This is a genomic window from Microvirga sp. CF3016, assembly GCF_036314085.1.
Taxonomy (GTDB): domain Bacteria; phylum Pseudomonadota; class Alphaproteobacteria; order Rhizobiales; family Beijerinckiaceae; genus Microvirga.
The window spans coordinates 136,960-150,095 of the sequence record NZ_JAYGGM010000002.1 but is presented as its reverse complement, the minus strand read 5'-3'; the positions used below and the strand labels follow the sequence as shown (position 1 = coordinate 150,095).

The window sequence follows — 13,136 nt, the reverse complement described above, 5'->3', positions numbered from 1 at the left end:
CAGACCGGGGATGCTAGCGCTTCACGAGGGTTCGGACCAATCAAAAATCCCGATGCCCTCCATCACGCCAGGCGATGGACGTCAGGACCCGGTCCGGAGCAAGCGCAGCTTGTCGGCCAGTTCCGTCCAGCGATAGGGCTTGCTGATGAAGGAGACGCCCGCGCTCAGCCCGTCGGAGGGCAGGGCCGACATGGGATAGCCCGAGGCGAGCAGGATCTTGAGATTGGGCCGCATCTCGCTGGCCCTTCTCGACAGCTCGACCCCATTCATGCCGTTGGGCATGATCACGTCGCTGAACAGGACATCGATCGACGGATTGCCGTCGAGGACCTTGAGTGCCTCGTTGGCATCGGTCGCCGTCACGACGTCATAGCCCAGACTGTCGAAGATATCGCTCGCGACTTCCAGAACGGCCGGCTCGTCTTCGACGATCAGCACGGTTCCTGCGCTGTCCCGGGCCGGACGTTCCATCTCGGTCTCTTCTTCAGATACATGGTCTCCGTTCTCCTGGGCCGGCAGCAGCATGGTGACCCTGGTACCCTGGCCGGGAGTGCTTTCAACCTTGATCGTCCCGCCCGACTGGGTCACGAAACCGTAGACTTGGCTCAGTCCCAGGCCCGTGCCTTTGCCGATCTCCTTGGTGGTGAAGAATGGCTCGAAGACCCGATTGACGATGTCGGGCGTCATGCCGAAGCCGGTGTCCTGCACAACGATAGAGACATACTGGCCCGGCTGCAGGGTCGTTGCCGCAGCATCATGATCATCCAGAACGACGTTTCCCGTGACGATCTTGAGGGAGCCGCCATCCGGCATCGCATCGCGCGCGTTGACGACGAGGTTGAGCAGCGCCGATTCGAATTGCGGCGCATCGACCGAGATCCACCGAATCCGCGGCGCCAGCGAAAGCTGCAGCCTGATCATCTCGCCGCAGGCCCGGCGCAGAACCGCCTCGAACCCTTCGATGAGCGTATTGGGATTGTGAGCATTGGGCTGCAGGGGCTGACGGCGCGAGAAGGCGAGGAGTTGCTGCGTGAGCTTGGCCCCACGCTCGGCGGCGCGCTGCGCGCTCTCGATCAGCTTGATGTCACGGGGATCGCGCGCATTGCGCGTCAGGAGATCGAGATTGTTGACGATGATCGTCAGCAGATTGTTAAAGTCGTGCGCGACGCCGCCGGTGAGCTGGCCGACCGCCTCCATCTTCTGCGCCTGGAAGAGAGCCGCCTGGGTCTCTTCGAGCGCCTCCTGAGCCTTTCGGCGCTCGGTGATGTCGCGGGTGATCTTGGCGTAGCCGATCAGCTCGCCCTGATCGTTGCGGATGGGATCGATGACGACACTCGCCCAGAAGCGGGTTCCGTCCTTGCGCAAGCGCCAGCCTTCCGCCTCGAACTTGCCCTCCCGCGCGGCCGTTTCCAGCGCACGCCGCGGCAGTTCCGTCGCCAGATCCTCGTCGGTGTAGAATTGGGAGAAATGCTTGCCGAGGATTTCGCTTTCCGCATAGCCCTTGATGCGCTGGGCTCCGGCATTCCAGTTCGTCACGTGGCCCTGTGGGTCGAGCATGTAGATGGCATAGTCCGTCACGCCCTGGACCAGCAGGCGGAACCGCTCCTCGCTTTCCTTGAGGGCCTCCTGAGCCTTCTTCCGCTCGGTAAGATCGCGGGTGATCTTGGCAAAGCCGATCAGGTCGCCGCGAGGGCTGCGGATGGGATCGATGACCACATGGGCCCAGAAGCGGGTGCCGTCCTTGCGCACGCGCCAGCCTTCCGCCTCGAACTTGCCCTCCCGCGCGGCCGTCTCCAGCACGCGCCGCGGCAACTCCGTTGCGCGATCCTCTTCGGTGTAGAATCGCGAGAAATGCTCGCCGATGATCTCACTTTCCGTATAGCCCTTGAAGCGCTGGGCGCCGGGATTCCAGCTCGCCACGATCCCGGTCGGATCGAGCATGTAGATGGCATAATCGGTGACCGCGTCGACGAGGAGCTGAAAGCGTCCTTCTTGCGACGGTTTCGTATCCCCTGGCACTGCATTCATCCAGAAATTCCCCAGCAGGGCCGTCTGTGCGTTTCTTCGGCACATGGCTGGGCCCAGTTGCATATAACCCCTGCGGGGTTCCCGCGGTTCCTCGATCCTGGCTGGAACTTAAGAGGGAACGTCCACATCCCCCGGGAACGGAAAGCGGATCCAGGAGGGCTTTTCGAGCCGCACCGGGATGCCGCCGGCCCGGATGGTCTCGCCGGCTTGAAGCGCATCGGCCGCCCGGTCGAGGCGGATCATCAGCAACCCGCGGCCCTGCGCGCCGGTCCCGGTTGTCCCCAAAGCCTTCTGCCCGGCCGTGACCTCGACGCCCACTTCCGCCGCGAACCCGCCTTCGTATAGGGCCGGCACGATGCGAGTCCTGGCCGTGCCCCGATGCTGCATGCGCGAGACGACCTCCTGGCCGACATAGCAGCCCTTGTCGAAATCGACGCCGTTGAGCTGGTCCATCAGCGCCTCGTGCGGGAACGCGTCCCCGAACAGGAAGTCGCGGCCGCCCTCCGGCACGCCGAGCGCGATGCGATGCGCGTGATAGGCCTCGGGCGGGTCCCGGCCGAACTCCGCCGCATCCTGGGCGGCCACGATGGCACGCCAGCCGAGATCCGGCAGGCGCGGGTCCTCGACCACGAGACCGGCCTCGTCGTCCGGTTTCGGCTCAACCCACCCGGCCACGAGGTTCAGCGAATCCGAGAGATCCTCGATCGCCACCTTCGCCCGCAGCTTGTAGAAGCCGAGCCGCTTGGCGAGATCGGGAGCAAAGACCTTGAGCACATCGAGGTAATAGCCCCCGCCGATCTCCTCAGGGGCCTGGAAGACCAAGAAGTCGAACAGAATCTTGCCCTGGGGCGTCAAAAGGGCGCCGAGGCGCGCGGTGTGCGCTGACACACGGTCCAGATCGCAGGTGATGAGGTTGTCGAGAAAACTCTTGGCGTCCTCGCCCGAAACCCTTACCACGCCCCGGTCGGCCAGATGGACTGACGGCATGTGCCCGCTCCCCTTATCCGAATACAAGCGTGACATATGCCCGTTCCGCAGCGGCCTCAAGGGATGAGATTGCCATGCCCCAGACCTTCGACCTGATCCTCAAAGGCGGCATCGTCGTGAACCACGATGGGCGCGTGGAGCGCGACATCGGGGTGCGCGCCGGCCGCATCGCCGCCATCGGCGACCTGTCGCAGGCCTCCGCAGCCAGAGAGATCGATTGCCGTGGCCTCCACATCCTGCCGGGCGTGATCGACACCCAGGTGCATTTCCGCGAGCCAGGCCTCGACCACAAGGAAGATCTCGAATCGGGCTCCCGCGCGGCCGTCATGGGCGGCGTCACGGCGGTGTTCGAGATGCCCAACACCGATCCGCAGACCACGACGCCGGAAGCCCTCGCCGACAAGGTGCGGCGCGGCCATCACCGCATGCATTGCGATTTCGCCTTCTGGGTCGGCGGCACGCATGAGAATGCGGCCGACGTGCCGGAGCTGGAGCGCCTGCCGGGGGCGGCCGGCATCAAGGTGTTCATGGGCTCGTCCACCGGCTCGCTCCTCGTCGAGGACGACGAGGGCATCGCCCAGATCCTGCGCCGCACGCGCCGCCGCGCCGCGTTCCATTCCGAGGACGAGGCAATGCTGCGCGAGCGGAAGGGCCTGCGGGTCGAGGGCGACCCGCGCTCCCATCCCGTCTGGCGCTCGGCGGAAGTCGCCTTGACCTGTACGCAGCGTCTCGTGCGCATCGCGCGGAACACGGGCGCGCGCATCCATGTGCTGCACATCACGACCGCCGAGGAAATGGCGCTGCTGAAGGATCACAAGGACCTCGTCACGGTGGAGGTCACGCCGCATCACCTGACGCTGTCAGGGCCGGAAGATTACGAGCGGCTCGGCACATATATCCAGATGAACCCGCCCGTGCGCGACGAACTCCACCGCGCCGCGCTCTGGCAAGGCCTCGACGAGGGCATCGCCGATATTCTCGGCTCCGACCACGCGCCGCACACGCGGGAGGAGAAGGACAAGACCTATCCCAACACACCTTCCGGCATGACCGGAGTGCAGACGCTCGTGCCCGTCATGCTCGACCATGTGAATGCGAGCAGGCTCACCCTGGAACGCTTCGTCGACATGACGAGCGCCGGCCCGAAGCGCCTCTTCGGCATTGCCAACAAGGGCCGCATCGCGGTGGGCTACGACGCGGACTTCACCGTGGTCGATTTGAAGCGCACCGAGACCATCACCAACGCCTGGATCGCCTCGAAGTCGCAGTGGACACCCTATGACGGCAAGAAGGTCACCGGTTGGCCCATCGGCACGGTCGTGCGCGGCAACCTGGTGATGTGGGACGGCTCGCTCGAGACGCCGTCCAAAGGAGAGGTGGTGCGGTTCGAGGAGACGATGCGTTCAGAGTGAGCCGCATCTCGTCGTGCAGGTCACTACTTCACCCAAGCCATGTTCTGAAGCACGACGCGATAGCCGTCCGGATCTTCAAAGGTCACGCCTTGGCGATCCCAATAGGGGTTGAAAGACGAAACCGGCGAATATCCGTTGTCCCGCATGCGTTGAACGGCGGCTTCCCACTCCGCATGATCCGGCAGATAGAACACGAGCAGATTGTCCTGCGTGGGAGCCCGCCCTGCGGGATGATCAGGGTGAGACGTGAATTCCAGATGCCAGGGAGCCTGAGGATGGCCGAACATCCGGCCATCGAACCCATCGTGATTGTTAAAAGCCGCGATAATCTCGAACCCGAGACCGTCCCGATAGAAGCGGACGATGTCATCGAGACGATCCGTCGGCCGCGCAACCCGCAGTGTGACGCCCTTCTTCATATGAAAGGCACAGCCCTCAATGCTTCAGCGCACCCACCATGGAGAATGCGCCGCTGCGGATCTTGTCGACGAGGGTGGATGCATATTCCGCAACGGCATCTTCGCCATAGGTAGCGACGAGTTCGGTGAAAGCCGCGAAGAGGGCCGCCTGCGCCATGCAATCGCCGTCGAGCCCGTCGAGCTCGGCCTCGGCGAAGGCCTCGGTCACATAGCTCAAGGCCGCCTGCTTGATGGCGCTGAGTTCGGGCAGCTCGTCGAGAGGGACGTCGTTGTCGTTCATGATCCAAGCCCCTTTGAAGGGGCGGCGCGCGAGTTCGGTTGAATCGTTTCTAGACGTCGCGCCGACCCGCCGCCAGCATCACCTTGCAAGGAGGTTAACGCGAGAGGGGGCGGGTCGAAAAATGTGGATAAGAGGCATCCCTGCAACACCCGACTCGCACCGCAGCCACACCCTCCGCGTCATCACCGGACTTGTGCCGGTGATCTCGACACGAAGAGCGTCGCGCCTCAACAAATCGAGATGGTCGGCACGAGCCCGGCCATGACGTCCAGAGGATATTCTCAAGGAGCTTGCTTTTTGCCGCAGCATCACCCGCCGTAGCGCCCTGTGATGTTGCGGGCGAGCTGCTCGCCCTCGGCCAGGAAGCGGACGGACGCCTCCTGGGCGGAGGGGGTGCAGACCCGGTAGGTGAGGGCATAGGCCTGGTAGCCCTTGTTGTAGGCGCCGGCGAGGCGCTCGCGCCGGCCGGGTGTGGTCCCTTCCGCCTCGAGCAGGACCTGCATGCGTTGCGCCCATTCCCTTCCGTCGGGCGCGCTGCAGAGGGGGCGCAGCAGGGCAAGCGACCCCATGATCTCGGCAAGCCGCAGCAATTCCTTCTCGTAGGGCGCGGGCGGCGGCTCGACCGCCGGAGCGGGCTCTGCCTGCTGCTGCTGCGGCGGCGGCTGACCCGCCGCCGGTCTCTGCGATTGCGGCTGCTGGGGCCGGCGCTGCTGTTGCGGCGGCTGCTGCGGCCGAAATTGCGGCTGGGGCTGGGGCAAAGGCCTGTATTGCTGCTGCGGGACGGGTTGTCCCGGCTGCGGCCGGGGCGGAACGCCGAACAACCGCTCGAAGAAGCCCTGGGCCGCCACGGGTTGAGGCAAAGCGAGCACAAGGGCCGGAAGGACGAGAAGCAGGCGCGTGCGCTTCATGGCTCTGCGTCCCGACGGGCGAGCCTGAAAGCCTGTTCCAGAATCCCGGTGAGCCCTGCCGTCATCGGCAGATCGGCGATGTCCCGTTCCGTGACCCAACGGATTTCCTTTGCTTCCGGACCTGTCTGGGGTTCGCCCGAAACCCAGCGGGCGGCATGGGCGGCGATGACGACGTGATGCTTTATATGGCCTTTCTCGTCCCTTTCAATGAATTCTACGGGGGCGATCAGGCCAATGAGCCTGGCCTCAACCCCGACCTCCTCACGAAGTTCCCGAAGCGCGGCCTCGCCCAGGGTCTCGCCGGTCTCCACGAGGCCGCCGGGCAGGGAGAACAGCCCCTCGCTCGGCGGCTTGCCGCGGGCGGCGAGCAGGATGCGACCGTCCCTGATCACCGCCACCGAGGCGGTGAGGATCGGACGGGAGGGGTAGAGCCGGTCGCTGGTCATGGGAGCGCTGTCCGGGTCGGTGGTTCGTCCGCGGCCACATAGCGGGCGCGGGGCCGGATGAGGGCCGCCTGGCTGCGCTGCTCGATGGCATGGGCGAGCCATCCGGCCGTGCGTCCGATGGCAAAGACCGTAAAGGCAGCCCCGACCGGCAGTCCATAGGCCCGCTCCATCATGACGAGAGCCACATCGACGCTGGGGCCGCCGGAGGCGTTGGCGATCGCCTTCAGGGTTGTGGCGTCCGAGGCCAGCAGCGGCAGGTTTTCCAGAAGGGCCCGGGCGCGCGGGTCGCCGTCCGGATAAAGCCGGTGCCGGAAGCCCGGTGATGGCGCCTGTCCAGGAGCGTCCAGGAAGGCCCTGACCCGCTCCGTCATTCCTCCGTGATAGGGGCCGCTCAGGGCTACCAGACCGGCGATCACGGCGTTTCGCAGGGAAGCGCCGGTCGAAGCCGTGACGCGGACGGCGAAAGCCGAGGAGCTGAGCTCGTGGTCGGCGCACAGGACGAGGGCGCGCCGGATCGCGTCGGTTGCCTGCGAAGGCGCCTTCCAGGCATGGGCGAGGTGCTCATGCAGCCGCTCGATGCCCGGATCGATGCCGGTGGCAGCGGCGGCCATCAGGCGCAGGATCGCGGCCACCTCCGCCGCCCGGGCTTCCCTGCGCGCCGGTTCCGCGAGAAGGCGGACGGCCTGCGCGACGAACCGGTGGGGGCCGACGGCCGGTCCCGGCAGAGGGGCAGGGATTCGGGAAGGACTGTTGAAGGGATCCTCGATGAGGCCGCTGACCAGAATTCGTGTCGTCTCCTCAAGGGTGGCGGTGCGGGACAGGGCGATGGCGTCCTGCCCGCGATAGAAGAGGCCTCCGTCCTTGATCTGCGTGATACTGGTCTCCAGCACCGGCAGCCCCCAGTCGAGGGCCGTCGCGGCCGCGACGGCGGGACGGCGGAAGCGCGCCTTGCGCTCGACCAGGGTCTCCACATCCTCAACCGCATAGAGCCGCTGCCGCGGATCGTGCGGCGAGGAGAACGAGCGGATCAGGCCCCGGCTCACATAGGCATAGAGGCTCGCCCGGCTGATGCCGAGACGGGACGAAGCCTCGTCGGCGGATGCGAGATCGAGGGATTCCATGCTCATATGTTGATATGTTGATTCAAGATTGACGGTTCGGCAAGGCCGGCGTGAAGCTCCGTCCAGCACAGGAGAAGCGCATGACGATCGGACTGGACGACGTGGTGGCGGCCGAGACGGCCCTGAGCCATGTGGACGGAGAGGCGGGCCGCCTGATCATCGGCGGGCACGATCTGGAGGAACTCGCCGGTTGCGTCGCCTTCGAGGACGTGGTGGCGATGCTTTGGAGCGGCCTCGTGCCGGACATGTCGGCCGATCCCAAGGCATCCCTCGGCAGGGCTCGGGAGAGAGCGTACGCCCACTTGGCTCCGCTTGCGCCCCGGCTCGCAGGGCTGACGCCCGTCGAGGGCATGCGATTGCTCCTATCGAGTCTTCCCGACGCGGAGGAGGACCTTCCTGCCCTGGCGGCCGGTGCCTCCGGCGTTGCGGCAGCCATGGCCGTGCGGGGCGCGCGGGGCCACGCGCCGGTGGAGCCCGACGCCTCCGCGGGCCATGCCGCCGACATCCTGCGCATGATGCGGAACACACCCGTGGCGGCGGATGAGGCCAAGGCCCTCGACACCTATCTCGTGACGGTGATCGACCACGGGCTCAACGCCTCGACCTTCACGGCCCGGGTGGTCGCCTCGACCCAGGCCGGCATCCCGTCCTCCGTCGTGGCCGGGCTCTGCGCCCTGAAGGGGCCGCTGCACGGCGGCGCGCCCGGTCCCGTGCTCGACATGCTCGATGCCATCGGGTCTCCCGAGAACGCCGAGGCCTGGCTCGACGAGGCCATGGCCAGGGGCGAGCGCCTCATGGGCTTCGGCCACCGCATCTACCGGGTACGCGATCCGCGGGCGGACGTGCTGAAAGCCGCCGCCGGACGGCTGAAGGGCAGGGGCAACCGCATCGCCTTCGCGGAGGCGGTCGAGGCCACGGCCCTGAAGGTCCTGGAGCGCCGCAAGCCCGGACGCCGGCTCGATACCAATGTGGAGTTCTACACGGCGATCCTGCTCGACGCCCTCGGCGTCCCGCGCGAGGGCTTCACGCCGCTCTTCGCCGCGGGCCGCACCGCGGGCTGGGTGGCCCATGCCATCGAACAGAGCCGCACCGGCCGCATCATCCGGCCGCAATCGCGCTATGTGGGGACCTGGCCTGCCGAGGCGGCTTGAGGAACTCTATTCGGCACTCGCCTCCGGCCGCTGAGCCAAACAGGGGTCGAGAACGATGAAGTCCGGGTTCGGCCGGCTGTAGCCGCCGGCGACCGTCACCACCTCTCCGACCTTCATGTCGTTGGTCTGGTAGGTGACGCAGAGCACCTTCGGATCGGGCGCGGTGCCGCACAGGCCGAGATAGGCCAGCGTGCCGTCGAAATGCACGAGGGCAAGCGGCCCCGTCACGCTGAAATCGACCCGGGTGGCACCGGTTTCGCGGTCCTTGGTCAGTTCCCGAACCTCATGGCACCGCGCCTGGTAGTCCGGCTTCATGTCTGGGTCGGCGAAGGGATTCTTCTCGGGCGCATCCTGACCCCGTGCGTCCTGCATTAGGCCGATGGCCAACACGGCAATCGATGTGTGTATCAGACTTCGTGCCAGGGGCCGCAGGAGCATGATCCACCCGCCTAAAGCATCGGCTCGAACCGATGCTTCCTTTCTTGATGAGCGCATCGTTGAATGCGGAAAACCGGAACCACTTTTCCGCACGATGCGCTATACGTGCTGGCCGCCGTTGATGTGGAGCTCCGCGCCGTTCACGTAGGAGCTCGCCTCGGTGCAGAGGAAGTAGATGGCCTTGGCCACCTCGTCCGGGGTGCCCAGGCGTCGCATCGGCAGCTGCTCGACGATCTTCTCCGTGCCGGGCGAGAGGATCGCGGTGTCGATCTCGCCGGGAGAAATGGCATTCACGCGGACCCCAAGGGGCCCGAAATCGGCCGCCATCTCGCGGGTCAGCGCCGCGAGCGCCGCCTTGGACGTGGCATAGGCCGCGCCCGCGAAAGGATGGACGCGGCCGCCCGCGATGGAGGTCACGTTGACCACCGAGCCCTTGGCCTTCGTGAGCTCGTCCTGCAGGCCGCGGGCCAGCATGATCGAGGCGAAGAAGTTCACCTGGAACACCCGCAGCCAGTCCTCGTAGCTCGTGTCGAGGGTGCCGAGCCGGGAGCCGCCTTCACCCTTGGGCGAGATGCCCGCGTTGTTCACGAGCGCATGAAGGCAGCCGCCCTCGGCGGCGAGCCGATCCTTGACCTCGGCGATGGCCCGGCGGGTGTCTTCCGCGTCGGCCAGGTCAACCTGCAGGTGATCCTCCGGCCCCATCTCCCACGGGCAGTTTTCGGGGAATCCGTGCCGCGAGCAGGTGATGACCCGCCACCCGGCTGCCGAGAAGCGCTTGACCGTGGCATGGCCGATGCCGCGGCTCGCGCCGGTGAGCAGCATGATGCGGCGGGAATTGGTGGGAGAGGAGGACATCACGGTTCCATTAAGAAGGTTGGGATCATCTAGCGACCCGGTCCATGCTTGAGCCTGTCCTATTCAAGCTCGCAAGGCCCAACGCGATGAGGTCCCAACCCAGTTACATAAATTTCTGGGTCGAGCCAGAATTGAATTGTCTCATTGGCGTAGACATCGTCGAGCCCGCTGGTCGAAGTGAAGGGCAGGCGAGCTTCAGTCTGTCCAGAACGTACAATCGCGATCCGTCCTTGATTTTGGAATTCAACCCAGATCGGCGTGGTGACCCCATCCAACGACCCACCGTAGCAACTGAGTTGTCGCAGCCCATCTTCTCGGAAGAAAACGGGTTTCTTGCTGGAGGGCAGCCAGCCGCCGAGCCATGCAATACCTAAGGCAAACAGCAAGATTGGTCCGATCACGATCGATCGGAGCAGCCATCTCAGAAATACGTTATCCGCTATCAAACTCGCTCTGCCAGACAGGATGAAGATATTACTTACGGATAAAGCCGCACCTTCCGCCAGCCCTCGCCCTCGCGGGTGAAGGCGACCCGGTCGTGGAGCCGGAACGGCTTGTCCTGCCAGAACTCGATGGATACCGGTTCGATGCGGAAGCCCGTCCAATGGGGCGGGCGCGGCACCTCGCCGATGGCGTATTTGGCCGTGTGGAGCGCCACGGCCTTTTCCAGCGCGAACCGGCTCTCCAGCGGGCGTGACTGCTGGCTCGCCCAGGCGCCGATGCGGCTGTCCCGCGGGCGGCTCTGGAAATAGGCGTCGGCCTCTTCGTCGGTTACCAGGGTCACCGGGCCGCGGGCCCGCACCTGGCGGCGCAGGCTCTTCCAGTGCAGGACGAGCGCCGCCTTTCTCTGACCCAAAAGCTCTTGGCCCTTGTTGGATTCCGTGTTGGTGTAGAACACAAAGCCGTTCTCGTCGAAGCCCTTGAGCAGCACCATGCGAACATTCGGCAGACCGTCCGCATCCACCGTCGCCAGCGCCATGGCGTTCGGATCGTTGGGTTCCGAGGCCTCGGCCTCCGCCATCCAGGCCTTGAAGAGCGTGAAAGGCTCTTCCGACTCAGTGAAGTCACCGGTTGTTAACGGGTTCAATGTTGTATCTCGTTCTGTGACTTTTGGTTCTGGGGGATCCGACGCGTGACGTGGATCAATGCGCGCCGTTATAGATCAGAAGCTGGCCGGAGCGAAGCCATGAAGCTGTTGGCGGCCGGCCTGATTGCCCTGTCCACGGGCGCCTGCAGCTTCTCCCTCGGCCTCTCCGCCCTGGACGACGAGGAGCCCAAGGCCACCGGCGCCATCGCCGCGAAGGCGGTCACCTCCCTGTCCGCCGATCTCGACGACGAGGATTGGCGCCGGGCCAAGGCAGCCCTCGCGGTGGCCCTCGATCCGCAGGGAGCCGGCACCCACGTGTCGTGGGACAATCCGGCCACGAAGATGAAGGGCACCTTCACGCCCATGGGTGCTCCCTTCGTGAAGAACGACGAGATCTGCCGCGCTTTCTCGGCGAGCTTGAGCGGCCCGTCCCCGGCCTCCCTGCAGGGCACGGCCTGCCGGCCCTCGGGCGGCGAATGGGCGATCAAGGACGTCAAACCCCTCAAGGGCCAAGCCAAAGTTTAATTTCGCAAGGTCTAGCTCTTACAGGGGAGGGCGTTGCAAACGGGCAACACTTCGCCCATATGACCGTCAAACCCGTTGAGCTCCAGCGCATCGTGCGGAAAAGTGGGTCCGGTTTTCGCTGACGCGGACCTCCGGTTCCGCCCCGAACGATGCGCGAGCTCAGAGGATGAGCATCGGAATGGATCTCAAAAGTGCAAGTCCACTTTTGGGTCCGATGCTCTAGGCTCCCACTCCGACGGTTCATGGATTCCACGATGCGAAACCCTTACGACGTTCTAGGCGTATCCCGCTCCGCGAGCGAAGCGGAGATCAAGAAGGCGTTCCGCAAGCTCGCCAAGACCTATCATCCCGACAGCAACAAGGACGATCCCAAGGCGAAGGACAAATTCGCCGAGGCGAACGCCGCCTACGAGATCCTCGGCGACGCTCAAAAGCGAGCCCAGTTCGACCGGGGAGAGATCGACGCCGAGGGAAAGCCGCGCTTCCAGGGATTCGAAGGCTTCGGCGGGCGCGGCGGCGCGCGGCCGGAGGATTTCTCCGGCTTCAGCGGCTTCTCCGGCTTCGGAGGCGGCTCGCGCCGGTCGAACCGGAGCACCTTCGGGGCGGATCTCGGCGAGGATGTCTTCTCCCAGTTTTTCGCCGATGCCTTCCGCCAGGGCGGCGAGAGCCCGCGCCAGCAGAATCGCGGTCGCTCCCAGAAGGGCGAGGACGTGTCCGCCACCCTGACAGTGACCCTGGAGGAGGTGGCCCAGGAGGCCAAGAAGCGCATCCGGCTCTCCACCGGGCGCGACGTGGACGTGGTGATCCCCAAGGGCGTGAGCGACGGCCAGGTGATCCGCCTGCGCGGCCTGGGCCAGGGGGCTCCGGGAATCGATCCCGGCGATGCGCTGCTCACGATCAATTTCGCCCCGCATGAACGCTTCACGCCGGAAGGCTCCGATCTGCGCCTGCGCCTGCCGGTCGAGATCGAGGAGGCGATCCTCGGTGGACCGGTGCGCGTGCCGACCCTGACCGGCTCGGTGGAGATGAAGATCCCGCCCATGACCAATTCCGGCCGCACCTTCCGCCTGCGCGGCAAGGGCCTGCCCACCAAGACCGGGCACGGGGATCTCTTCGTGACGACGGAGATCAGGTTGCCCGAGGTCGTGGATGAGGAACTAATCGACTACGCCCGCAAGCGCTCCTCGAGCAAGGCCAAGTAAAGACCAAGGCCAAGTAAAGATTGGTCTTGGAAGGTCTGCTCCCACCGGGAATAAAACCCTCCAACGTCATGGCCGGGCCTGTCCCGTCCATCCCGATCCTGTGGAACGCGGCGCCTTTCTCATCGGGATCACCGGCACAAGGCCGGTGATGACGTCGTGGAGATATCGCTTCAGGCGGCCGGATCGCCACAAGCGTGATCAACAGGTCTTCCCCCCTGACGCCGCGTCGGCTAAAGAGGCCGTTCTTTCTTGACCTGTCCAGCGACGATCTAGGTGA

General features: G+C 65.4%; 15 protein-coding genes. 4 read left to right on the top strand and 11 right to left on the bottom strand.

Annotated elements, in window-relative coordinates:
- Positions 1–81: 81 nt before the first annotated feature.
- Together VB672_RS03080 and ygfZ are read right to left on the bottom strand one after the other, a co-directional pair.
- Entirely contained in the window at positions 82–2,028 is a 1,947-nt protein-coding gene (locus VB672_RS03080) for a hybrid sensor histidine kinase/response regulator (RefSeq protein ID WP_329782702.1), read from the bottom strand.
- A gap of 108 nt (positions 2,029–2,136) precedes the next feature.
- Positions 2,137–3,015 carry a CAF17-like 4Fe-4S cluster assembly/insertion protein YgfZ gene (gene ygfZ, locus VB672_RS03075; protein ID WP_329782701.1) on the bottom strand — a complete coding sequence of 293 codons (879 nt, stop codon included), beginning with the start codon at positions 3,013–3,015 and terminating at the stop codon, positions 2,137–2,139.
- A 74-nt stretch (positions 3,016–3,089) separates the two neighbouring features.
- Here ygfZ and VB672_RS03070 point away from each other — a divergent pair, with 74 nt between their 5' ends.
- A complete protein-coding gene (locus VB672_RS03070) occupies positions 3,090–4,427 on the top strand; it encodes a dihydroorotase (RefSeq protein ID WP_329782700.1) in 1,338 nt (445 codons plus the stop codon).
- Between the two features lie 23 nt (positions 4,428–4,450).
- On the opposite strand, the gene VB672_RS03065 is transcribed toward VB672_RS03070, so the two are convergent.
- From VB672_RS03065 to VB672_RS03045, 5 genes are all read right to left on the bottom strand, one after another.
- Complete coding sequence (locus VB672_RS03065) at positions 4,451–4,846, bottom strand: VOC family protein (protein ID WP_329782699.1); 396 nt, start codon at positions 4,844–4,846, stop codon at positions 4,451–4,453.
- Between the two features lie 16 nt (positions 4,847–4,862).
- On the bottom strand, positions 4,863–5,126 hold the full coding sequence (locus VB672_RS03060; RefSeq protein ID WP_329782698.1) for a hypothetical protein: 264 nt from the start codon (positions 5,124–5,126) through the stop codon (positions 4,863–4,865).
- A gap of 308 nt (positions 5,127–5,434) precedes the next feature.
- Complete coding sequence (locus tag VB672_RS03055) at positions 5,435–6,034, bottom strand: TIGR02301 family protein (RefSeq protein WP_329782697.1); 600 nt, start codon at positions 6,032–6,034, stop codon at positions 5,435–5,437.
- Positions 6,031–6,480 (bottom strand): NUDIX hydrolase, encoded by a 450-nt coding sequence (locus tag VB672_RS03050; RefSeq protein ID WP_329782696.1) that lies wholly within the window; start codon positions 6,478–6,480, stop codon positions 6,031–6,033. The genes VB672_RS03055 and VB672_RS03050 overlap by 4 nt, the downstream gene beginning before the upstream one ends.
- Entirely contained in the window at positions 6,477–7,601 is a 1,125-nt protein-coding gene (locus tag VB672_RS03045; RefSeq protein WP_329782695.1) for a citrate synthase family protein, read from the bottom strand. The genes VB672_RS03050 and VB672_RS03045 overlap by 4 nt, the downstream gene beginning before the upstream one ends.
- An 80-nt stretch (positions 7,602–7,681) precedes the next feature.
- Between VB672_RS03045 and VB672_RS03040 the strand changes: the two genes are divergently transcribed.
- On the top strand, positions 7,682–8,752 hold the full coding sequence (locus tag VB672_RS03040) for a citrate synthase/methylcitrate synthase (protein WP_329782694.1): 1,071 nt from the start codon (positions 7,682–7,684) through the stop codon (positions 8,750–8,752).
- A gap of 6 nt (positions 8,753–8,758) precedes the next feature.
- Here VB672_RS03040 and VB672_RS03035 read toward each other — a convergent pair whose 3' ends face one another.
- From VB672_RS03035 to pdxH, 4 genes are all read right to left on the bottom strand, one after another.
- Positions 8,759–9,139 (bottom strand): hypothetical protein, encoded by a 381-nt coding sequence (locus VB672_RS03035; RefSeq protein WP_329782693.1) that lies wholly within the window; start codon positions 9,137–9,139, stop codon positions 8,759–8,761.
- 150 nt (positions 9,140–9,289) lie between these two features.
- Positions 9,290–10,012 (bottom strand): SDR family NAD(P)-dependent oxidoreductase, encoded by a 723-nt coding sequence (locus tag VB672_RS03030; protein WP_442931906.1) that lies wholly within the window; start codon positions 10,010–10,012, stop codon positions 9,290–9,292.
- A 92-nt stretch (positions 10,013–10,104) separates the two neighbouring features.
- Positions 10,105–10,446, bottom strand: a complete 342-nt coding sequence (locus tag VB672_RS03025) for a hypothetical protein (protein WP_329782691.1) — start codon at positions 10,444–10,446, stop codon at positions 10,105–10,107.
- 77 nt (positions 10,447–10,523) lie between these two features.
- Positions 10,524–11,132, bottom strand: coding sequence for a pyridoxamine 5'-phosphate oxidase (pdxH, locus tag VB672_RS03020; RefSeq protein WP_329782690.1), 609 nt, complete (start codon positions 11,130–11,132; stop codon positions 10,524–10,526).
- Between the two features lie 99 nt (positions 11,133–11,231).
- On the opposite strand from pdxH, the gene VB672_RS03015 reads away from it, so the two are divergent.
- Positions 11,232–11,657, top strand: a complete 426-nt coding sequence (locus VB672_RS03015) for an RT0821/Lpp0805 family surface protein (RefSeq protein ID WP_329782689.1) — start codon at positions 11,232–11,234, stop codon at positions 11,655–11,657.
- A gap of 254 nt (positions 11,658–11,911) precedes the next feature.
- Positions 11,912–12,859, top strand: a complete 948-nt coding sequence (locus VB672_RS03010) for a J domain-containing protein (protein WP_329782688.1) — start codon at positions 11,912–11,914, stop codon at positions 12,857–12,859.
- Positions 12,860–13,136: the final 277 nt, after the last annotated feature.